The organism is Pseudoalteromonas sp. PAST1, assembly GCF_021532515.1.
Taxonomy (GTDB): domain Bacteria; phylum Pseudomonadota; class Gammaproteobacteria; order Enterobacterales; family Alteromonadaceae; genus Pseudoalteromonas; species Pseudoalteromonas simplex.
Genome location: NZ_JAKGBH010000010.1, coordinates 51,168 through 74,047 on the forward strand (window position 1 = coordinate 51,168; position 22,880 = coordinate 74,047).

The 22,880-nt window shown below is 42.3% G+C and carries 24 protein-coding genes; 3 read left to right on the forward strand and 21 right to left on the reverse strand.

Annotated elements, in window-relative coordinates:
• Positions 1-18: 18 nt before the first annotated feature.
• Entirely contained in the window at positions 19-1,530 is a 1,512-nt protein-coding gene (putP, locus tag L1272_RS06895) for a sodium/proline symporter PutP (RefSeq protein ID WP_054553236.1), read from the reverse strand.
• Positions 1,531-1,900: 370 nt separating this feature from the next.
• Between putP and L1272_RS06900 the strand changes: the two genes are divergently transcribed.
• Positions 1,901-3,124: an EAL and HDOD domain-containing protein gene (locus L1272_RS06900; RefSeq protein ID WP_054553237.1), complete on the forward strand. Its 1,224-nt coding sequence runs from the start codon at positions 1,901-1,903 to the stop codon at positions 3,122-3,124.
• A 63-nt stretch (positions 3,125-3,187) separates the two neighbouring features.
• On the opposite strand, the gene L1272_RS06905 is transcribed toward L1272_RS06900, so the two are convergent.
• From L1272_RS06905 to ccmA, 10 genes are read right to left on the reverse strand one after another with little or no spacing between them, the layout of a single operon-like run.
• Complete coding sequence (locus L1272_RS06905; RefSeq protein ID WP_235373053.1) at positions 3,188-3,919, reverse strand: MlaA family lipoprotein; 732 nt, start codon at positions 3,917-3,919, stop codon at positions 3,188-3,190.
• 9 nt (positions 3,920-3,928) lie between these two features.
• Positions 3,929-5,191: a c-type cytochrome biogenesis protein CcmI gene (gene ccmI, locus L1272_RS06910; protein WP_054553239.1), complete on the reverse strand. Its 1,263-nt coding sequence runs from the start codon at positions 5,189-5,191 to the stop codon at positions 3,929-3,931.
• Positions 5,192-5,653 (reverse strand): cytochrome c-type biogenesis protein, encoded by a 462-nt coding sequence (locus L1272_RS06915; protein WP_235373054.1) that lies wholly within the window; start codon positions 5,651-5,653, stop codon positions 5,192-5,194.
• Positions 5,653-6,222 carry a DsbE family thiol:disulfide interchange protein gene (locus L1272_RS06920; RefSeq protein ID WP_138599028.1) on the reverse strand — a complete coding sequence of 190 codons (570 nt, stop codon included), beginning with the start codon at positions 6,220-6,222 and terminating at the stop codon, positions 5,653-5,655. The genes L1272_RS06915 and L1272_RS06920 overlap by 1 nt, the downstream gene beginning before the upstream one ends.
• Positions 6,219-8,174, reverse strand: coding sequence for a heme lyase CcmF/NrfE family subunit (locus tag L1272_RS06925; RefSeq protein WP_235373055.1), 1,956 nt, complete (start codon positions 8,172-8,174; stop codon positions 6,219-6,221). Before L1272_RS06925 ends, L1272_RS06920 begins: the two co-directional genes overlap by 4 nt.
• Before the next feature lies 1 nt (position 8,175).
• Complete coding sequence (gene ccmE / locus L1272_RS06930) at positions 8,176-8,655, reverse strand: cytochrome c maturation protein CcmE (RefSeq protein WP_054553243.1); 480 nt, start codon at positions 8,653-8,655, stop codon at positions 8,176-8,178.
• Positions 8,652-8,855 (reverse strand): heme exporter protein CcmD, encoded by a 204-nt coding sequence (gene ccmD / locus L1272_RS06935; RefSeq protein WP_054553244.1) that lies wholly within the window; start codon positions 8,853-8,855, stop codon positions 8,652-8,654. Before ccmD ends, ccmE begins: the two co-directional genes overlap by 4 nt.
• A gap of 2 nt (positions 8,856-8,857) precedes the next feature.
• Positions 8,858-9,595, reverse strand: a complete 738-nt coding sequence (locus L1272_RS06940; RefSeq protein ID WP_054553245.1) for a heme ABC transporter permease — start codon at positions 9,593-9,595, stop codon at positions 8,858-8,860.
• Between the two features lies 1 nt (position 9,596).
• Positions 9,597-10,283: a heme exporter protein CcmB gene (gene ccmB, locus L1272_RS06945; RefSeq protein ID WP_054553246.1), complete on the reverse strand. Its 687-nt coding sequence runs from the start codon at positions 10,281-10,283 to the stop codon at positions 9,597-9,599.
• A complete protein-coding gene (gene ccmA / locus L1272_RS06950) occupies positions 10,283-10,903 on the reverse strand; it encodes a cytochrome c biogenesis heme-transporting ATPase CcmA (RefSeq protein ID WP_138599030.1) in 621 nt (206 codons plus the stop codon). The genes ccmB and ccmA overlap by 1 nt, the downstream gene beginning before the upstream one ends.
• A 102-nt stretch (positions 10,904-11,005) precedes the next feature.
• Between ccmA and fliK the strand changes: the two genes are divergently transcribed.
• Entirely contained in the window at positions 11,006-13,630 is a 2,625-nt protein-coding gene (gene fliK / locus L1272_RS06955) for a flagellar hook-length control protein FliK (RefSeq protein ID WP_235373056.1), read from the forward strand.
• Between the two features lie 5 nt (positions 13,631-13,635).
• The gene (locus L1272_RS06960; protein ID WP_054553249.1) at positions 13,636-13,944 is read left to right on the forward strand and encodes an EscU/YscU/HrcU family type III secretion system export apparatus switch protein; all 309 of its coding nucleotides are present in this window, start codon (positions 13,636-13,638) and stop codon (positions 13,942-13,944) included.
• A gap of 17 nt (positions 13,945-13,961) precedes the next feature.
• On the opposite strand, the gene L1272_RS06965 is transcribed toward L1272_RS06960, so the two are convergent.
• The 10 genes from L1272_RS06965 to cheY form a co-directional block, all read right to left on the reverse strand.
• On the reverse strand, positions 13,962-14,366 hold the full coding sequence (locus L1272_RS06965) for a DUF2802 domain-containing protein (RefSeq protein WP_054553250.1): 405 nt from the start codon (positions 14,364-14,366) through the stop codon (positions 13,962-13,964).
• Positions 14,367-14,381: 15 nt separating this feature from the next.
• Positions 14,382-14,879 (reverse strand): chemotaxis protein CheW, encoded by a 498-nt coding sequence (locus L1272_RS06970; RefSeq protein ID WP_054553251.1) that lies wholly within the window; start codon positions 14,877-14,879, stop codon positions 14,382-14,384.
• Positions 14,880-14,900: 21 nt separating this feature from the next.
• Complete coding sequence (locus tag L1272_RS06975) at positions 14,901-15,659, reverse strand: chemotaxis protein CheW (protein ID WP_055020708.1); 759 nt, start codon at positions 15,657-15,659, stop codon at positions 14,901-14,903.
• A gap of 2 nt (positions 15,660-15,661) precedes the next feature.
• On the reverse strand, positions 15,662-16,432 hold the full coding sequence (locus L1272_RS06980; protein WP_054553253.1) for a ParA family protein: 771 nt from the start codon (positions 16,430-16,432) through the stop codon (positions 15,662-15,664).
• 11 nt (positions 16,433-16,443) lie between these two features.
• On the reverse strand, positions 16,444-17,403 hold the full coding sequence (locus L1272_RS06985; protein ID WP_235373057.1) for a flagellar motor protein MotB: 960 nt from the start codon (positions 17,401-17,403) through the stop codon (positions 16,444-16,446).
• 6 nt (positions 17,404-17,409) lie between these two features.
• Entirely contained in the window at positions 17,410-18,174 is a 765-nt protein-coding gene (locus L1272_RS06990) for a flagellar motor protein (protein ID WP_054553255.1), read from the reverse strand.
• A complete protein-coding gene (locus L1272_RS06995) occupies positions 18,167-19,327 on the reverse strand; it encodes a protein-glutamate methylesterase/protein-glutamine glutaminase (protein ID WP_194442545.1) in 1,161 nt (386 codons plus the stop codon). Before L1272_RS06995 ends, L1272_RS06990 begins: the two co-directional genes overlap by 8 nt.
• A 62-nt stretch (positions 19,328-19,389) precedes the next feature.
• Positions 19,390-21,681, reverse strand: a complete 2,292-nt coding sequence (locus L1272_RS07000) for a chemotaxis protein CheA (protein ID WP_138599033.1) — start codon at positions 21,679-21,681, stop codon at positions 19,390-19,392.
• Between the two features lie 15 nt (positions 21,682-21,696).
• The gene (locus tag L1272_RS07005; protein ID WP_138599034.1) at positions 21,697-22,464 is read right to left on the reverse strand and encodes a protein phosphatase CheZ; all 768 of its coding nucleotides are present in this window, start codon (positions 22,462-22,464) and stop codon (positions 21,697-21,699) included.
• Positions 22,465-22,481: 17 nt separating this feature from the next.
• Entirely contained in the window at positions 22,482-22,865 is a 384-nt protein-coding gene (gene cheY / locus L1272_RS07010; RefSeq protein WP_016708035.1) for a chemotaxis response regulator CheY, read from the reverse strand.
• Positions 22,866-22,880: the final 15 nt, after the last annotated feature.

Genomic DNA, 22,880 nt, shown 5'->3' on the forward strand with positions numbered 1-22,880 from the left:
TTTGTGTTTAATTAAAAACTACAGTGACGATTCAACTTCATCAAATAAGTCTGTAATTTCTTTTTTCGGCTCAGCCGTCATAAGGCTAACAACAACAATGGCTATTGTTGATAAAATAAAGCCAGGGACAATCTCATAAATGATTGCACTTAATGCTTGGCCATCAATAGTAATTGGCGCGTATATCCAAAACAGCACTGTTGCTGCACCAACAACCATGCCACTAATAGCCCCTTGTAAGTTCATGCGTTTCCAGTAAAGGCTCAGTAACACCAGTGGACCAAATGCTGCACCGAAACCAGCCCATGCATTACTTACTAAGTCTAAAATAGAGCTATTACGGTCATAAGCTAGGTAAATAGCAAATAAGGCAACTAAGATAACACTAATACGACCAACTAAAACCAGTTCTTTTTGAGATGCACTACGGTTTAAGTAAATTTTGTAGAAATCTTCAGTTAGAGAGCTTGAACACACTAATAACTGTGATGAGATAGTACTCATAATCGCCGCTAAAATAGCTGCCAATAAGAAGCCGGCAATTAAAGGATGGAAGATAAGCTCAGACAGCACTAAGAAAATAGTTTCTTTATCATCAATAGGCATTTGGTTTTCAAGCATATAAGCAGCACCAAATAGACCAGTTAGCACAGCACCAATTGCTGATAGCGTCATCCACGACATACCCACACGACGCATGGTTGGCATATCTTTCACTGAACGTACAGACATAAAACGCACAATAATATGTGGCTGACCAAAATAACCAAGGCCCCATGCCATTGCTGAAATAATCGCTATAGTCGAACCACCTGCAAACCAATCCATCATATTAAGTGCATGAATTTCTGATTCTTTTGGTGAGCTTAATAATAAGTCATAGCGTGCATTGGCAAGTGTATCCATAACTGGCTGATCAAGCATGGTAAACGTCGCAATTGGCACAGCCAGCAGCGAGATAAACATGATACAACCTTGCACAAAGTCAGTCAGGCTCACGGCTAAGAAGCCACCAAACAAGGTATATAACACGACGACACCTGTTGTGATGTATAGACCCATTTCGTAGCTCATATTAAATGAGTTTTCGAACAACTTACCACCTGCAACAACACCTGATGAGGTATATAAAGTAAAGAAAACAATGATTACAATCGCAGAGATAACACGCAGAATATTCTTATTATCATCAAAGCGGTTTGCGAAGTAATCAGGAATGGTGATTGAGTCATTCGCCTTTTCTGTGTAAACACGCAAGCGAGGCGCGACTAAGAAGTAGTTAGCCCACGCACCGAGTACTAGACCAATGGCAATCCAAACCTTACTTAAACCAAACAAGTACATTGCACCTGGTAGGCCCATTAGCAGCCAACCACTCATGTCAGATGCGCCAGCTGAAAGCGCAGCAACACTTGGTGATAAATTACGACCACCTAGCATATAGCCTGATACATCGTCGGTAGATTGCTTATAAGCATATAGCCCAATCCCCAACATGACGATGAAGTACAATGCTAACGAAATTATCATTCCTGTTTCCAAATTAGCCTCCAAAAGTTGTTTAATGTTGGCTTTTAATCCGAATAATGACTCGCAAGTTATTTAATTTAAAGACATTATTGGGGTAAAAACCTATATCACCCACGACTATATCATGCTTACCCCCCTTAACTCCAATCAAGCAGATAAATGACAAAGCTCAATTTTTCAACTTTTATCTAACATTTTTCTTATATTTAATCGCAAGTTATAGAATTTATCTGCAAATTATCCTAGTCTTTAATTCTTAATAAAATAATAACTTTTCCTCGCAAATGAACATTTAGCTAATGCTATTTCAGGCACAATGCAATATATTGCGAGAAGTAAATGAATTAACAGATGTGGACATGTTTGGACTATGTATTTTTACGCTGCACGCCAACCTATTTTAGACAGGGATAAAAAACTAATTGGCTACGAGCTTTTATTTCGAGATGGCGTAGACAATGTTTTTCCTGATATTGATGGCGATGAAGCAACGTCACGACTTATTGAAGGCAGCCAATTTAATTTTGGTTTAGAGGATTTAACGGATAACAAACCTGCTTATATCAACTTTACTCTAGAAACCTTGCAAAAGGGTTATCCTCTTTTACTTGGTAAAGAGCAGGTGGTAGTAGAGATATTAGAAACAATCCAACCAGGTAAACGCCTACTGGCATTAGTTAAAGATCTAAAAGAAAAAGGCTATATACTTGCACTTGATGATTATATTCACCAACCTGTATGGCGACACTTTTATCCTTACATCGATATTATTAAGATTGACTTTCTAACTTGTGATGTAGACTCAATAAAAGCGATCATCGAGGCTATTAAGCCGTATCCACACATAAAGTTGCTTGCTGAGAAAGTTGAAACATACGAAAAGTATCAGCTTGCCCTAGAAATGGGCTTTAGCTACTTCCAAGGGTTTTTCTTTTCAAAACCTGAGATGGTACAAAGCAAAACTTTGCCGCCATCAGAGATGGCTCTTGCCGAGCTTCTATATGAAACATCGAGTATTGATCTAAACCTCAGAAAAATCACTGAGGTGTTTGAACGTGACGTTAACTTATCTTATAAGTTGCTACGCTACTCAAACTCAGCGGCCTTTAAACGTCGCGCTGAAATCAGCACAATTAAACAAGCGCTTATTGTATTAGGAAGTGAAGAAATTAAACGTTTCTTATCACTTTTATTTGCAGCGCAAGTCGCAGCAGATAAGCCAGCCGAACTAATTCGCCTTTCATTGACCCGTGCTCGGTTTGCTGAATTATTGGCAATCAGCCACGGCAAAATGCGAGATACTGGTATGGCATTTTTAACGGGTATGATGTCGTTAATGGATGCAATCCTCGACGAAGATATGCCAAGTGTAATGAACAAGTTACCGCTGACTATTGAAATTAAAGATGCGCTACTCAAAGATGAAGGCTTATTAGCAACATATTTAAAGCTGGTAAAATTTTATGAGCAAGCAAATTGGGAAAAAGCGAAAGAAATCCAACAACAACTTGGACTTAAACCTGAAGAAGTACCGGACGCTTACCATGATGCATTAAGTTGGTCTAATGACCAAATGAGTGTGTTTGGGGACTGATGAATACCCATCCCTTAACGATATAAAAATGCCAGCAATTGCTGGCATTTTTATTTAACACTTTTAAAGATTCTCTAAGAAATCTTCGTCAAAGTCATCTGGTTCTTTTTCTAGTGGCGGATTACCATCATGTAGCTCATATAATTGACGCTGGAAGTAGATATCCTTCATGAAGATATAAGGGTCTAGCGACTCATTTAATAGGCTCTCTTGTGGCATTAATGAAGCACGGGCTTCAACCGCTTTAAGTGCAAACACTAATATTGTTTGAGGTGTTGTTAGTGTTATTTCAGGTAATACGAAATTATCAACAACATCACCAGTTAGGTTTCGTGCGGTACTTGGTCCCATACCAGGGATCATCAAGTAAGCACCATCACCCACTCCCCATACACCAAGAGTTTGGCCAAAATCTTCATCGACAATTTCTAAGCCCAGCGATGAAGCAACATCAAAAAAACCGAGTAGACCTACTGTAGAGTTCACTAAAAAGCGCGCTAAGCTAATACCCATATTACCAGGCTTACCCTGCAGACCAGCATTGACCATATCCGTTGGTGCGGTGATGTTATCGGTAAAATTAACAACACTGCGTCTCACCGGTGTTGGCGTTACTGTAACGTAGCCAACAGCTGCTGGTCGAAGAATATAGGCGTCAAGCACGTCCATATTAAAATCATACATAGAACGGTTAAACGACTGTAACGGATCTCGCTCATCCGCTTTTTCTTCGGGTATTTGTGCGCATCCTGCAAGCACTACAAAAAAGATAAAAAATATACTGTGCCTAAACATCGGCTATCCTTACGGTATTAACTCATTAATTAGCAACGCGTACTCTTTAACGTTCGCACGTTCTAAAATACCCGACTTGCCTTCCAACTCGCCGCTAGAAGTTACCACAGTTGCATCTTTTGATAAACGCGCAGTTAAAATAATTTTATCGACACTTGATAAATTCAGACCTTCAACCATGGCATTCGAATCACTCAATGTCACTGTTAGCGGAAAGCTGTATTCCGTCATTTTTACCACAGCTAATGGCATCTGTGGGCCACTGGCTGCTTTTGCAAAAACAAACAAGGTGCCGTTTTGTGGCTGCGAATCTGCTAGAGCTGAGTCTAAATCAACTGTGATGCGAATTTCACTGTGTGAAGCCTCTGCAATTTCTGTATTTGTAACTTGCTGCTGATTATTTAAGTGAGCATCAATTTCAGCAATACGCTCTGCAATCATGCTATAACGCGGATCATTTTGCTGCATACTTGCAAGCAGTACTTCAAACGCAGTTTTAGCTTGCAGCCAATCCTTGCGCTCATAAGCAATCAGAGCTAACAATGAGATTGCATCAATATTAGTCGGCTCTGCTTTTAACACTCTCGATAACATCGTTGCTGCACGTGACATATTCGCATCACTGCCTTCCATTAGCAGAACTTGCGAGTAGCTGATCAGCACTTGCTTGTTATCCGGGTTCATTTTTAGCACTTTATCAAATGACTGCATCGCCATATCAAATTCATTTAATGACATCGCAACACGACCTAGCAGCATCCACGCCACTTCATCATCACCACTTTGATCAAGCTTGGTACGCAATGCTAAAGCAAATGCTTGCAACTCATTCGGTGTCAATGGCTCACCATCTTGCATTACGGCACGTTCACCATACGACTTAAGGTTTGCCATCGCGTCATGCCAGCCTTTTATTTGCTGCTGACTACCCGTGTAACCGTAAAAGATAGCCGTTAAAACAATTAAAAAGCCAGCGCCAGTAAGGGCAAAAATACGGTTGTTACCTTTACTATTTAGCGCTTTTTCTGGAGACAGCTCATTGAGCAAACGACGTTTTTGTTCGATAACTGATTCGTCGTGCATTTGTGCATCAATACGTTGGTTATCTAAGTCTGTTTTAAGCTCATCTAAACGTTGATGATAAATTCGGATTAACTCCGAGTTTGCATTGTGATCAAGGCGTTGAATACGTTCGCGTTTAAAAAAAGGAACGACAACAAATAGCAATGCAACCAGCGTGAGTAAAACAAAAGAAGCCCACATTAATGCCATCTAGCTTTGCTCCTGACGTTGATTTTGTTCAATTAACTTTGCAAGTAGTGCCTCGTCTTGCTCTGTCCATGTTTGTTTTACCGATGCCTTACGTTGGCGTAAAACAATAAACCCAAAGCCAAGTACCACAATCAATACTGGCAATACCCATAATACTAAGGTTGCGGGTGTTACGGGTGGATCGTAATGTACGAAGTAGCCATAACGGTCAATCATATATTCGATGACTTCATCTTTAGTTTTGCCATCTTTTACCAGCGCTAACACTTTGTCGCGCAAGTCTTTGGCTACAACCGCGTCTGAGTCGGCAATGTTTTGGTTTTGACATTTAGGGCAACGCAGCTCTTTGGTAAGCTCACTGAAGCGTACAGCTTGCTCTTTGTCATCAAATTGATATTTGTCTTGCTCTGCAAATGCACTAAACGAGATAAGCAAACTTGCTAAAAAAATCACGAGTCTCATTACTGTAACTCCTGCATTAACGGTGCGAATTTGGCTCGCCACACACGCGGATTAATATCGCCGGTATGGTGCAGCAAAATGGTGCCTTGCTTATCAACTAAGAAGGTCTCTGGCGCGCCAGACACACCTAAATCAAGGGCTAATGTGCGCTTTAAATCTAAGATATTGAATTGATATGGGTCGCCAGCACGATTAAGCATACTGGTAACGTCTTCGCGTAGTGCGTTAATATCAAACTGGCCATCAAAGTCAGGGTCGTAGCCTTGCTCGTAGTATAAGCCAACAATCTTAACGCCCTGCTCTCTAAGCTCAGTTAAATAGCCCAACTCAGCTAAACAGGTCGGGCACCATGTGCCCCACACATTGAGTAAGTAAACTTCACCTTTTAAATCACTATCTGTCCAACGCGTTGACTCATCCATCAAGTCTGGCAAGTTGAAAGCTGGCATAGCCTGCCCAATACGCCCAGTTTGCAGCTCACGCGGGTTAGCAAACAAGCCTTGATATAAAAACACACACAGTAAAACGAAAACCAGTAAAGGTGCTAGTGCGAGTAGTTTACGGTTCATGCTGATGCCTCCTGCTTAGTCGATTTTTGGCGATAGCGTTTATCACCAAGCACTAAAAAGCCTGCCAGTGAAATCAAGATACCACCGAGCCACATCCAACGAACATAAGGCTTATGGTAAATACGTAACGACCACGCACCTTGGCTTAATTGCTCACCCAGTGCTAGGTATAAGTCACGCGTAAAGCCAGCATCAACAGCTGCTTCTGTCATAAACTGCATGCCAATGTCATAACGGCGTTTTTCAGCATGTAAAACGGTTACTTGTTTATCATTTTTCAGCACAGTGACAACCCCAGCATGGCCGCTATAGTTAGCGCCGCGAATAGACTTAACACCATCAAAACGGTACTGGTATTCATTTAAAGCCACAGTGTCACCCGGCTTCATTGATACATCACGCTCTACTGAATAAGCAGAGGTGAGCGTTACACCTGCAATCACGAACGCTAAACCAACGTGACCTAATACCATCGCCCAATAGCTTAGCCCTAAACGTTTAAAGCCTTCGCCTAAGGTTTTGTGAATAGTTACTTTTGCCGCTAAATCAACCACTGTAGTAATAACAATCCATACCGCTAGCGTAGTTGCAATAAAGGTAATAGGCGCAATTACATCGTAACTTGAATATAACCACGCTGCCGTAGCCACGAGACTGACGACAGCCGATAGTGCAAACTTATTTTGCAACATCGACCACTTGTTTTGTTTCCAGCGTAACAGCGGACCCATACCCATTAAAATGGCAAACGGTACCAGTAAAATAGCAAACATCTTATTGAAGAACGGCTCACCAATCGAAATGCTACCTAAGCCAAGTTCTTTGTGGATCATTGGCAGTAATGTACCTAGCAATACAATCAGCGTTGCCACAACTAAGAAAATATTATTTAGCCAAAGCGCGACTTCACGTGAGGCAAACTTATAACGGCCTTCACTTTTCACCTGCGAAACACGCAGTGCATAAAGCGATAAACCACCACCAACTACAATGGCTAAGAATGCTAAAATAAACATACCGCGGTTAGGATCTGAGGCAAAAGCATGCACAGATACAATGATACCCGAGCGAACAATAAAGGTACCCAGTAAGCTTAACGAGAATGCAGCAATAGCCAGTAATACGGTCCACGACTTAAATACACCACGCTTTTCGGTGGTTGATAATGAGTGCAGCAATGCGGTTGCCACAAGCCATGGCATTAATGATGCGTTTTCAACGGGATCCCAGAACCACCAGCCACCCCAGCCAAGTTCTGAGTATGCCCACCAACTACCAATGGTAATACCGAGTGTTAAAAAGCCCCATGCTGTCATAGTCCAAGGACGAGACCACTTAGCCCAGGTATTATCAAGCTTACCTGTAAGTAATGCTGCAATCGCAAATGAGAACGACACAGATAAACCCACATAGCCCATGTAAAGCAATGGCGGGTGAATGATCATACCAGGGTCTTGCAATAACGGATTTAAATCGCGACCTTCAACAGGGAAATACGGTAATAAGCGCTCAAATGGGCTCGACATTAACAAGGTGTATAACATAAAGCCAACACCTAAAAAGCCTAGTACACCAAGTACACGAGCACGTAATACCCAAGGTAATGATTGCGAGCGCATAGCTACTACGGCTGTCCAACCCGCTTGCATCACTAACCAAAGTAATATCGCCCCTTCATGACCACCCCATGTCGAGGTTATTTTGTAGTACCAAGGTAAAGTGCTACTTGAATGATAAGCAACATACGAAACAGTAAAGTCGTCGGTTAAACTAGCATAAACAAGTGCCGCAAAAGACAAAAGCACAAATACGAACTGTCCAATTGCCAGTGATGGGGCGGCACGCATTAAACGTAAATTGCCGGTATGCGCCCCCCACATAGGAAAAATACACAATAGAACACTGAGCACCATGGCCAGTGTTAAAGAAAAATAACCGAGTTCTGGGATCATATTAATTGCCGTTATCTAAGTTATACGTCGGTTTTTCGTGCTTGATACCCTTCACTGCTTCAGCAACTTCTGCAGGCATGTATTCTTCATCATGCTTTGCAAGTACTTCAAAGGCATCAATTTCATTGGCTTTAACTAACACGCCCTGCGCCACAATCCCTTGGCCTTCACGGAATAAGTCCGGTAAGATCCCTTGATAATTAATTGTCACCATAGGGCCTTTATCAATCAGTTTGAAGCTTACCTTTAAGCTTGATTCGTCACGAACAACTGAGCCTGGTACAACCATGCCACCAATACGTAACTTTTGACCAATATGCGGTTTTTCTTTATTTGGTCCTTTACCATCAACAAGTTCACTTGGGGTATAGAATAAATTGATGTTTTCTTGCAGTGCATACAGCACTAAACCAATCGTTGCACCCACACCAAAAATAATGGCTACAACTGCTAATAAACGTTTTTTACGTCTTGGATTCATTGCCCTGCCTCTTGCTTCGCTTTCTTAATGCGCTCTTCACGTTGTGCTTGCTGCTTTACTGAAGAGAAAATACGTTTTGTATCGTTTAACGAACTAAATAAAATACCGAGTAAAATTAATGCACAGCTACCAAAAGACAACCATACATAAAAGCCATAGCCACCCATGGCAATAAAATCTGCAAAAGAATCAAACTGCATGATTAACCTCGCTCAACCATATCACGCACCCAAGGGCGATGCTTTTCACGTTGAAGAATTTCGTTTTTAAGGCGGATTAACGTCACCACACCAACAAAACCTGCAAACGCAACAATGTTAACCATTAATGGCCAAAACATGCTTGGATCAATGGCTTTAGTATCAAACTTTGTAATGGTTGCACCTTGGTGTAAGGTATTCCACCACTCCACCGAGAAGTGAATAATCGGTAAGTTGATAACCCCAACAATGGCTAAGATACAAGCAGCACGCCCCGCTGCTTTTTTATCTTCAAAAGCATGATAAAGCGATAACACACCAAGGTATAAAAATAACAGAATTAACTCAGAGGTAAGACGTGCATCCCACACCCACCATGCGCCCCACATAGGCTTACCCCATGCTGCACCGGTAATTAATGCTATCGCTGTCACACATGCCCCAACAGGTGCAATTGCAATCACTGCAAGTTCTGCATTACGTAATTGCCATACTAGTGCGATCACTGCTGCAATCGCCATAGAAGAGTAAGCGCCCATAGATAAAATAGCTGAAGGCACATGGATAAAAATAATTCGGTAGCTGTCTTTTTGTTGGTAATCGGCTGGGGCATAAGCAAGCCCCCAGACCCATCCAACAATCATACAAACCACCGTAACGACGGCGAAATAAGGCAGTAAGGTGTTACACAATTGGTAAGCACGATCTGCTTTTGCGTAGGGATGTAACCACTTCCACATATTAACTTACACTCACTTTCAATGCTGACGATATGGCAATTGGCGCCGCTATAATCGCTACGATTAGCATGGCACCAAGGATTGCAAGCTGTCCGCTATAGGCAAGCTCCATAGAGCTGGTATCAATAGCCGAGGTTGCAAAAATTAGTACAGGGATATACAAAGGCAGAACAAGCAAACTCATTAAAATGCCGCCTTTTTGTAGTCCCACAGTGAGTCCAGCGCCAATTGCGCCAATGAAGCTAAGCAATGGCGTACCTAACAATAAGGTCAGAACGGTTGCTAAAAGCGCTGAACTTTCTAAATTCAATAACAAAGCAAATACCGGAGTCATTAACACTAAAGGCAACCCCGTGATCACCCAATGCGCTGCCACTTTTGCAAGGACAGTTAACGGTAAAGGGTATGATGAAGCAATTAATTGCTCTAGTGTTCCGTCGTGATAATCATCACGAAATAGCTTATCTAGGCCTAACATGGTCGAGAGTAACGCAGCGACCCAAATAATGCCCGGCGCCATACGAGCAAGTAGACCGGGTTCAGGGCCAATTGCTAACGGAAAAAGTGTAATAACAATAAGAAAAAACAAGATAGGGTTAACGATTTCAGCACGCTGACGAAACGCTAATTTAAGATCTTTAGAAAAAACCGCAGAGAATAATTGCCAATACGAATGCTGTTTTACCATCAGTGGCGATACTCCAAAGTCACTGTTTGAAGGTCACTAAAATGTGTCGTTAAATCTTGGTGGGTGGTTAATAGAATCGCGCCGCCAGCATTTAGGTGCTCAACAAAGCGTTCTTGTAAAAATGCAACACCGCTTTTATCAAGGGCTGTAAATGGCTCATCAAGGATCCATAGTTTGGCACTGTTTAACCACAGTCTTACTAGAGCGACACGGCGTTGTTGCCCTGCTGACAACATACGAACAGGTACATCTTCAAGACCTACCAAGCCTATTTTTGCTAAGATCGGATACAAGTCTTGTTTGCTATCGTAGCCATTTATTTTTAGCCAAAATGCGACATTCTCAAGGGCGGTAAGCTGTGTATTTACCCCAGTTTTATGGCCGATGAATAATAACTCTTGTGCATATTCATCATAGTATTTTGTAATTGAGCGATCTTGGAACAAAACATCGCCTTCATCCGCCATAGCGAAACCCGCGATAATACGCAATAATGATGTTTTACCAGCCCCATTCGGACCAGCTAATTGCATAATTTGTCCCGATTTCAAGCTGAAATTAAGATCCGCAAACAAACAACGATCTTGCTTGATGCAGGTGACGGCCTTAATGTGTAACAAGATGACGATTCTCTATACCCAAAATTAGGCGTTAGTCTACCATAATGATAGGGTAATACGAATATTGCTTTAAAACGATTAACTTATATTTGATCTAAAATAATGAATAAACAAAGCCAGTTGACTCTCAGCACTCAGCTTAATCTAGACCCAAAAGCAATCAGCAGTGCATCACAGCAATCACCTAATGATGCCTTGAAAATGCTGGCTGAACAGAGCCTAACTGCCCGTAATATCGTGATTGGTAAGCACAGTGTGCAAATGGACGTGCTAATCAATAACTCATGGCAAACATTACGCTTATCAACAGAGCAAGAAAATCTTAAAACCGAGCGCTTTTTAGCGGCCAATATTCAATTAAGTAGTGATGGTAAACAGCTGACTATCACACCAGCACCACTGACGATTACACTTGGCAAAAGCCAGCAATTACAAGCACTACTGAACTTGCTAACGCAAGGGAGTGCAAATACAAATATGCCGCACCCTGCTCAGATTGCGCCAAGTAAACCTTTACTACAACTACCGGCATTAAAAGCTGAGTTTGCTCTTAATAATAGTCTCGCTGCTCTTTTAAAAGCTGAAGCACCACTTAAAGCCATTTTGCTGCCTGCTACCAACCAACAAAATAGCTTTAATTTAAACATTATTAATCGCTTTGGGGATTCTCTCCATCAGCAAAGTGTTAGCCAACAAAAAATAGCTGAGTTGGTGGCTAAGCTAACCCCTGAAATGAATTTGAAATTAGCAGGGCAACAAGTACAGTTAAGCGTTGCAAACAAGCAAAGTAATGAATTAACTTTACCGCTACCTACAATATCGCCAAAACAAGCTAAGCAAATTCAAGCGCAGTGGCAATTTCATCCTCATGCATTAAAACTAACCCCCCAGCAAGTTAAAAATACTGTTGAACTTATAAATAAAGCGCCTGTGCAACAAATACTGTTAAAGAACTCGCTGTCAGAGACATTCAATCAAGCATTAAAAAGCCAAGCTGTTGAACCTAAGAGTACGTTGTTAGCGCCATCGAGCAGCTCAAATTCCCCCATTAGCTCTTGGCTAAAAGACAGTTTTGCTGATTTAAAAACGCGTATTAGTGATGCAGTGCGCTATTTTGAAAAGCTCCCTGCTACCACCAAAGCGGCTGTTTACCAGTCAACGCATCAGCTGATTGAAAGCAAAAATACGATTAGCCAACTGGGCTTTAATGCCAATAAAATCAATATAGTAAAGCTTGCCGCTGCTCAACAAAGCGCGCCCCAACACACTGCGCTCCAAGTAGCGCAAAAACCCAGTGGGCCAGTTACAGCTAATACGCCACCACCTGTGGCTAAACAAACAGAGCCATTAACCGAAAGTCAGCCTGCAAAGCAAGTTAGTTTACCCGTGAGCTATAACAAGGCAGCACCTTTAATACAGTTACTACAACTGTTAAAAGTCAGTTTAGAGCCGCTTGTTAGCGCACAAAATCAAGCGACTCAGTTGGCTACAAACCATAGCAAAGAACAACTCCCTGTATTGAGCTTAGACAATGCTATGCAAAAAGCACCTGCAGACAACAAGTCAATTAACAGTTCTGTTAATACTCTAAACTCTGACAAAGCAACATCTGAACAGCTTGCCCCAGTTAAAAGTAGCCTCGCTAATTCAGTACTGAAAAATATGAGTGAGCAAACTAAACAGCATAACTTCGTGACTCGAGCACCCAATGAGCAAACCGTAGGGTTACAAAAAGTTGTTCAACAGCAAACTCAATTACACGTCCCCTTCTTAGCAACAAAAGAGCCGAACTTGAGTCAGCCATTATTGCCGATAAGGCCAATCGAAGCCGCGTTGATTGCTAAGCTATTACCGCTCCCTGAAAGTAAACCGTTAGCAAGTATGCCTCTGCCAGTGCAATTAACAGAGAAACTTGTAGCCCTGAGTGAGCAAAACACATCGCCTTCGGTAGATTTAAACAGGCTCGTTAATCAAGCATTTAATCGCATGATCTCGAGTCAAAACATGCACCCTACAACGATTGAACGAGAGCTTTTAAGTATCCTCAGGCCAACAGCACTGCCTAGTCAAACTCAGCAGGCAAGCTTCAGCCAAGGGTTAGAACAACTAGCAGTGGCTTCACTTGCCGCGCCAATTATTAATCAAGCACCAACCAACCTTAGTTTTAATAATCAAACTGGTCTTGATGCCTTACTGCAAGTGTTAGTGCCCAACTTTAAAGCCGTTAACGGCAATAAATTACTCGAGCAACTACAGCAGCCTGCGATGCAAGCCATGGCGGCTGAAGCCTCGCAACTGAAAAACACTCTAGCTCAGGTGCAAACAACGCCCATCAATCAGCAACAAGATAACAGTGCTTTAGCGCAGTTTTTCTTACCGATGAAATTACCTCCTGAAACAGGGCAAACAGAAATCAGCTTAGGACAATATAAAAAGCCAAGTAAAAATAAACTCGAAGCAAAGAATGTCTGGTTTGTGCGATTGAACTTTGATTATGCTCAGCTTGGCAAGTTACAAATTACCGCGGAGGTGATGGATAAAGCAGTTGATTGCCAATTGCTCGCTTCTTCACAAGAAGTGACAGCGCTTGCTCATCCGCATTTAGAAACGCTGCGCCATAAATTAGCAGGCCATGGTTTAAATGTAGGTGAGTTAAACTTGCAACAAGGGACATCAAACCACCAAGCTTTTTATAAATCCCATGCGATTATTAACATTAAGGTGTAATTTTTATGAGTGAACAAGCGGTGCATAAATCAGCAATTGGCTTACTCTACGAAGCGGGTAGCTCACCACGAGTAACCAGTAAAGGCTTTGGTGAATTGGCTGAAGAAATCGTCAAACTTGCTGAGCAAAAAGGCATTTTGATACACCAAGATGCGGACTTAGCTCAAACCTTATCGCATCTTGAGCTAGGTGAAGAAATCCCGAAAGAGCTCTATTATGTTATTGCTGAATTAATTGCTTTTTCGTACGTATTGCGTGGTAAGTTTCCACCGGGTTGGCAAGACTTTCAAGGTAAGCTCAACATCAAAGCTTAGCTCAAATAAAAAAGCGCCTATTCGGCGCCTTTTTGTTTATGAAGTGACATGAGTAGCTCAGCTTCGGCTCTGGGTAATTCGCATTCACGAATTATTTCTTCTAAATCAGCGCCTAGCTCAACCATTTTAACCGCTCGCGAATAAATTTTCGCATTCGGATCATCATATTTTTGTGCATCTTGTAGCTGTTCAAGCTCTTTACTTTTTTCTTCAACAGCAACAACACGTTTGCCAATACTTAGCATGCCAGCTCGCATTTCAGCCACTTCGCTACGTAAAATACTCAATTGCTGTTGAGCTTCTTGTAACTGTTTTTGCTTAGCTTGAATCGCCGCCGCTTGCTTATTGTTATTGACAAAAATAAGCCCCAAACACACTAATACAAGTAAGATTGAGGCACCAAACAAAGAGTATAACAGCATATAATTTCCAAACGCTTATAGTGCGCTTAGCTCGTCCCACTCATCGTCATTTAATAATTTATTAAGATCAACCAAGATCAGTAACTCACCATCACGGTTAGATACACCTTGGATAAACTTAGCACTTTCTTCTGTGCCAATATTTGGCGCACTGTCAATTTCAGAGCTACGTAGGTAAACCACTTCAGCAACACTGTCGACTAAAATACCAATCACTTGCTTTTCAGCTTCAATGATAACGATACGAGAGTTATCAGTAACCTCAGCACCCATTAAACCAAAACGTGCACGCGTGTCGATCACAGTAACAACATTACCACGTAAGTTAATAATACCTAACACATAAGAAGGCGCACCTGGCACAGGAGCAATTTCGGTATAGCGAAGTACTTCTTGTACTTGCATTACGTTAATGCCGTACGTTTCTTCTTCAAGTTTAAAGGTTACCCACTGTAACACTTCATCGTTGCTATCAGCGTTTTTATTTGCTGACAGTAGTCTTTCTTCACTCATGCTATTACTCCGTAAAAATAGTTACTGCTCACGGCTGTCTAAGCCCTGCTCTAGCAATTGATTTAAATTTTCAACGTCAATCAAGGCGCACATTTTCTCTTTGATAACACCTGCAAGCCAAGGCCGCTTACCTGATTTTGCTCGCCATTTTACATCTTCTTTACGAAGCGTAATATTATTTACGAGCTTTTCTGCCAATAATCCCCATTGACTGTCACCTAAGGTGATTAAATACTGATAATCTAATGATTGTTCTAATTTTTCATCATACTTTTCTGGCATAACCCAACGTGCAGTATCAACAACATTTAGTTTTTCTTCACGGTTTAGCATGACACCTTTAAACCATTTTGGTTTACCAAATAATTGGTTAACCTCTGCCAGCTGATGAATTCCCCCTAATGCTTTTAACGGTACAGCAAGGGTTAACCCTGCAACCTCAAAGAATAATGCCTGAAATTCACCATCAAAATAGTCTTCTTGACGATCAGACGAGGTTTTTGCAACCAGTTCAGCTTTAGGTTCTGCGACTATATCTTTGATATTAGCTTGGTTCTCGGTTTTCTCAAGCTCTTTAGTCGGTTCTGGGGGTGGTAAAACAGGTTCTGGAGTAGGCTGAACGTCTGTCAGCTTTTCTTCTGTCTTAGTTTCAGGCTCTTTAACCTGCTCCAGCAGCTTTGCGACTGGCTCAAGATTTTGGTCTGTAGGCTCATCTTCACACAACAAAGCGCCCAAATATTGGGTCATCACTTTTTCATTGGCAAATAAATGCTTACTCATCTTTAACCTTGTGCAACTAAGTAATCAAGCAGGGCGCGATAGGCAAAAACGCCACGCGAACGCGGGCAAAATTGAATCGGCACTTGCTGTGCTAAACTAGCATCTCTAAACTTTGTATCGACAGGAACCACGCCTGACCATACTTTATCTTTGTAATTATCCTGCAGAGTCTTGTAAGCTTCAAGTGATGCTTTAGTACGTTTATCGTACATTGTAGGAATAATTGTATATTGGTACTGTTTTGCTTGCGATGTTTGCATCAGCTCCATGGTGCGCATCATACGATCAAGCCCTTTTAAAGCCAAAAATTCTGTTTGTACTGGCACTAAAATTCGCTCACTGGCTGCAAGTGCATTGACCATCAAAACCCCTAAAACAGGCGGGCAATCAATAATTGCATAGTCATAATGGTCGCTAATTTTGGCAAGCGCTTTTTTTAGTATTAAGCCCATGCCATTTTTATTGCCCATGCTTCTATCAAGCGTCGCGATTGCCATCGTCGCAGGTAAGATATCTAGGTTTTCAAGTGTTGATGGACATAGAGCCTGCAAAATTTCTTCACTGGCCATGCTGTTACCACGCGCGAAAATATCATACACGCTGACTTCTAAGTCTTCTGAATCTATACCAAAATAATAAGTCAATGATGCATGCGGATCGGTGTCAATAAGTAACACGCGTTTTCCTTGTAAAGCGAGAATACCAGCAAGGCTAACGGCTGTTGTTGTTTTCCCTACCCCACCTTTTTGATTCGCTACGGTCCAAACTTTCACATCACACCTTATTATTGTTCATTGCGCGTGGTAATCCTAATTCCACCATGTGGTAATTGAATCACTTTAATGCTGTTATCATCGCTTGGCAACCCAATTTCTGTCGTCTGTTGCGGTTGGTTTTGTGACTCTTGTTCAGTATTTTCTGGCTCTTTTGGCGGTAAACCATATTTAGACAATGCAACAACCACTTTGCGGTTTTCTGCGCGTCCTTGCTCAGTGTCATTACTTGCGAAAGGTGAATATTGCCCGTAACCTTCAATAGCCATACGCGCAGGGTTAATACCTAAACTCTCAAGCTCAACTAGGACAGATGTCGCCCTCGCTACAGATAGCTCCCAGTTAGAGCGAAACATCTCATTACGAATACCTTCGTTATCGGTATAACCACGCACACGAATGTAATTATCAACTGGTGCAATAATATCTTTCACTAAACTAACAACTTGTTTTGCACGCTGCTGTGCAACAGCACTGCCCGATGAAAACAACATACCAGAGCTTAATTCAATGATGAGCCAATCTTGATGAAGCTCTAAACTTGCTTCGCCATCACGAATTTCATCAATGAGCGCAGACTGTAATTTAGTAAGTAAGCTGTCGAGAGGCTTGCCGAGATGTTTTTTCTCAATATTGCTGGTTTCGCTTTGCCCATCGAGTAATTCAGGGCCTTGCTCATCTTTACGAATGCTCTCACCGTATAGAATGTCGTTCTCAGGGCTGACTCTGTCAGTTAGTATGCCTGTGCCGTTAACCCCAGTGCCAACCTGTTGTTGCTGACGAGCAGACTTTTCAAACACCTGCTCTAGTGAATCTGAGAGAATTTGAAAATCTTCATTTTTACTAATTGCGATAGCATACATGACCACAAAAAAAGCAAACATGATGGTCATATAATCGGCATAAGAGACAAGCCAGCGTTCAGTATGTTGGTTTTTTGACGTGTTATGACGCAGACGACGGCGCATCATAATAAATTACTCGTCAACTAAGCTTGGGCGCTCTACACGGTACGCCTCAAGTTTTAGTTCGATATTTAGTGGGCTTTCACCTTGCGAAATAGCAATAATGCCTTCAGCAAGTAGTTCATGATACAGCATTTTTTGTTCCACTTGCTGCTTAAGTTTATTCGCCATTGGCAAGAATAATAGATTCGCTAAACCAACACCGTAAATAGTAGCGATAAACGCAGTAGCAACACCGGCACCCAGTTTTTCAGGATCCGTTATAAATTGCATGGCCTGAATCAAACCGAGTACTGCACCTAAAATACCGATTGTAGGGCTATAACCGCCCATAGCTTCATAAACTCGACTTACCTCGAGTAAGCGTTCGCGTTCAAGCATTAAATCAATTTCAAGCGTATCTCTAAGCTTTTGCTCATCAATCCCATCAACAAGTAGACTCAAGCCCTTTGCCGCATACGGGTCTGAGTGCGACAGCGCTTCCGACTCAAGGGCTAAGTAACCTTCTTGACGTGCTTTATGTGACCAACGCTTTACTTGCTCGATGGCTGCATCAATATCGTGATACGGCGGAAAAAACACCCAATGACTGATCTTAAGTGTTTTAGTAAAAACACTTGCTGGGGTCTGAAGCATGACAGCCCCAAGCGTACCACCAAGCACGATGATAAGCGCAGGACCATTAAACAGTGCAGAAACAACCCCGCCCTCTAATGCATAACCAAAGGCGATGGCACTTACTGCGACAATTAAGCCAAGGAAAGACAGTTTATCCACAACCAGTCTCACGCGTTAAACGATTCGCAACATCTGCGAGCGCTAAGCTTTCACTCGCCAAGCCGGCATTAGCAACAGCTTGTGGCATACCATACACCACACTGGTTTTTTCATCTTGCGCCCAAATAGTCGCACCGACTTGCTTAAGCATACGCGCGCCATCACGGCCATCTGCGCCCATGCCCGTTAACACTACAGCTAGCACGTCACCGCCAAAGGTTTTTGCAGCACTAGCAAAGGTAACATCAACACTCGGTTTGTAGGTAATACGCGGACTATCGTCTTCAAATACTCGCAGAGTGCGAGAACCACCACGCCCCTCTATTAGCATTTGTTGGCCACCTGGCGCTAAGTAAGCGGTGCCAGGCACTAAACGGTCACCATTTTGCGCTTCTTTCACATTGATTTTGCATAAGCCATTTAGCCTTGCAGCAAAAGCTGGCGTAAACGCAGCTGGCATATGCTGAATAAGCAAAATAGGATGTGGGAAATTAGCTGGCAGCTGAGTCAAAATTGTTTGCAGTGCCACAGGTCCACCGGTTGATGTACCGATAGCAACCAATTGATATTTCTTGCCCGAAGCGCGAATATTACTCGTACTCGATGACGATGCAGCCGGCGAACTTGCAGCAGCAGGACGGCTAAAACTGCGATCAGGCTGGACAATACCGCTACTGCTTGTAGCGCCACTACTTCTTAGTGTAGGAGTCGGAGTTGATCTCGAAATAGGTGCTGGGCGCGAGAAACGAGAAATGCGACGGCGACCAATTTCTTTTACTTTATTTTGTAAAAGCGCGATTGCATCTTCATTATTTCGTGCAATGTCTTCGAACTTTTTCGGTAAAAAATCAAGGGCCCCAGCATCCAATGCATCTAGGGTTGCTGTTGCGCCATCACGGGTGAGTGATGAGAACATTAAAATAGGAGTCGGTGTTGCTGCCATTATTTCTTTCACGGCACTAATGCCATCAAGAACCGGCATTTCAACATCCATAGTAATTACATCAGGTTTTAATTCACGGGCTTTATCGACCGCTTCACGACCGTTTACGGCAAAACCAATTACTTGAATATTGCTGTCTTGCTCTAAAATTTCGCTAACTCTGCGGCGAAAAAAGCTTGAATCATCAACAACTAATACTTTGACTGCCATTGGCACTCTCTTGTTTTATATCACTTAAAGTGCAGTTAAACGCTGCACTTTATTATTTATTATTAGCCAACGTAGTGTTTAAGCATGCTAGGTACGTCGAGGATCAATGCAATCCCACCATCAGAAGTAATTGTCGCACCAGCCATGCCTGGCGTACCTTGCAATAAGGCATCTAAAGGTTTGATAACAACTTCTTCCTGGCCAATTAACGAGTCAACCACAAAGCCCACTTGTTTAGTACCGATTTGCACAATAACTACGTGACCTTCAGCTTTACGCTCTTGGCGGTTGGCACCTTTTACTAACCAATGTTGTAAATAGAAAAGCGGGATCGCTTTTTCACGCACAATTATTGTCAGTTGACCATCAACGACATTAGTTTTAGTTAAATCAAGATGGAAAATTTCACTCACACCAGCAAGTGGTAAAGCAAATGTTTGCTCGCCAACAATAACCATAAGAGTCGGTAAAATAGCCAGTGTTAATGGCACCTTGATTTCTAATACAGTACCTACACCCAGCTCTGACTGAATATTGACAGAGCCATTTAACTGGGTGATTTTTGTTTTTACTACATCCATGCCGACGCCGCGGCCTGAAATATCAGATATCTCTTCTTTGGTTGAGAAACCCGGAGCAAAAATTAAGTTGTAAGCTTCGGTATCCGACAAGCGGCTTGCTTGGTCGTGATCAATCACACCTTTGCTGATAGCAATTTTTTTCAACTTCTCAGCATCCATACCTGCACCATCATCACGAATGGTCAATAAGATATGATCGCCTTCTTGCGAAGCAGAAAGAGTGACTGTACCGGTACGTGGTTTACCCGCGGCTTCACGCACATCTGGCATTTCAATACCATGGTCAACAGAGTTACGAACTAAATGCACGAGCGGATCGGCAAGCGCTTCTACTAAGTTTTTGTCTAAATCGGTTTCTTCACCAACCAGCTGCAGGTTAATGTCTTTTTTCAAGCTACGAGCTAAGTCACGCACAACGCGTGGGAAGCGGCCAAATACTTTCTTAATTGGCTGCATGCGGGTTTTCATCACCGCACCTTGCAGGTCTGCAGTTACCACATCTAAATTAGAGATGGCTTTACCCATTGATTCGCTGTTACTGTTATTTGCAAGGCTAACCAAACGGTTGCGTACTAATACCAGCTCACCCACCATGTTCATGATTTCGTCCAAGCGCTTGGTATCAACACGAACCGTTGTTTCAGCTTGTGGTGGTGGCGCTTTTTTCGGTGCAGCAGAAGCTGCTGGTGCTTTTGCAGGAGCTGGAGCCGGTTTAGGTGCAGCTGCGGCAGGCTTAGGAGTAGGTGCCGGTTTTGATGCTGCAGGCTGTGCCGGTTTTGCAGGTTCAGCTTTAGGTGGTTCAGGCGCTTTTTCTGGCGCAGCCGTTTCTAAAGACTGTGGAGCTGTACCTTTACCATGTAATTCATCAAGCAACGCCTCAAACTCGTCATCGCTAATTTCATCGTCTGAGTCACTGCTTGTAGTATCTACTGCTGGCGCTTGAGGAGTTGGTTGTGCAGGTTTTACTGTTTCAGGTTTGGCTATATTTTCTTGTTTTACTTCACCAAAATTACCAACACCATGTAATTCGTCTAATAAACTGTCGAATTCATCATCGGTGATGTCATCACTATCACTGCTAATAGCTTCAGTAGCAGCCGATGCTGGCCCTTGACCTTTACCATGTAATTCATCGAGGAGGCTTTCAAACTCATCTTCAGTAATTTCATCAATATTCTGTGGTTCTGCCTTACTATCAGCAAGACCGCCGCCATCAAACAACATATCAAACGCAAATGGATCATCTTCATCAATATTGTCTGCTGCCGTGTTAGCTGTTACTTCAGGTGCATCAACAACAGCCTCTTCAACAGCAGGTTCTTCAGGTGCAACTGCTACATCGTCTGCTACTGATACATCTTCACCTGCAAGCTCTTCCGCTGTAGGTGGTTGGCTTAATTTATGAAGAACGTCTAGAAGCGCAGGATCTGCAGGCTCTGGTTGCTCACGATTTTGAATCGTTGCGAACATTTCGTTGATGGTATCCAGAGCTTGTAAAATAACATCCATAAGCTCAGGAGTGACACTGCGAACACCTTGGCGTAATAAATCGAAAACATTCTCTGCACCGTGACACGCATCAACAAGTTCAGTCATGCTTAAAAAGCCTGCACCGCCTTTGACAGTGTGGAAGCCTCTAAAAATGGCGTTTAAGAGATCTTTGTCTTCGGGATTGTTCTCAAGCTCAACTAATTGCTCTGACAAAAGCTCTAAGATTTCTCCTGCCTCAACAAGGAAATCCTGTAAAATATCTTCATCGACTTCAAAGCTCATGCAGCTACTCTCCTCTTAGAAGCCCAGACTTGATAATAGATCATCGACTTCATCTTGTCCTGAGACAACATCATCACGAGAGTCTTTATCAATAATCGGCCCTTCAGGACCTGCTAGTGTATCACTTGTTGCAGGTGCTTTTTCTATGGCCTGTTTTTCTTGTTGTTGATGACCATCTTCTTGACTGCCAAACACAGTTAAGAGATTAATTAAACTGTCTTCTACTTCTCGCACTAACTCAATGACGCGACGGATTACTTGCCCCGTCAAATCTTGATAGTCCTGTGCCATCAGCACATTGGTCATCAAGCCCTGTAGCTCATCGGTTTTAGTATGCGAGTTATTCATAAAATTATCTAAGCTATGACATAGCTTTTTAAACTCACCGAGCTCTATTTCTCGGCTCATTAAACGATCCCACGTTGGTTTAATCGTCGCTATTTCATCTGCAAGTTGTTGCGCTATAGGTAAACTAGCTTCAACTGCATCCATGGTTTTGTTAGCGGCGCTTTCTGTCATTTCCATAACATAATTTAAGCGCTGCTTAGCGTCTGGGATCGCATCGGTAGTTAAATCTGAAAGACGAGTATCTAGATCAAAGTTTTTTAGCGCTTCATGTAATTGTCGCGTCAGTTTACCGATTTCAGCAAACAGCTCTGATTGTTCTTTTGATGCTGTTTCAAGTATCAGCTGATCAGCTTTTTCTTGTTCACCATTTTCAAGAAACTCAACAAGTTGACGAGCTTGCTCTAAACTTATTTGAGGCGCAGCTAGTGCTGACATAAGCCTCTCCCCTTAGATTAACCTAAACGTTCAAACACTTTTTCCAATTTGGTTTTAAGTGTCGCAGCAGTGAATGGTTTAACGATATAGCCATTAACACCCGCTTGAGCAGCAGCAACAATTTGTTCTTTTTTCGCTTCAGCTGTCACCATTAATACAGGAATATGCTTAAGGCTATCATCAGCACGAATTGCTCTTAACAAATCAATGCCTTGCATACCTGGCATGTTCCAATCTGTTACAACAAAATCAAATTCTTGATTTTGTAGCATTGGCAATGCTGTTGAACCATCGTCAGCTTCCTGCACATTGGTAAAACCTAAATCCCTTAATAGATTTTTAATGATACGTCTCATTGTAGAAAAATCATCAACAACAAGAATTTTCATGTTTTTATCCAAAACATCCTCCGGTGA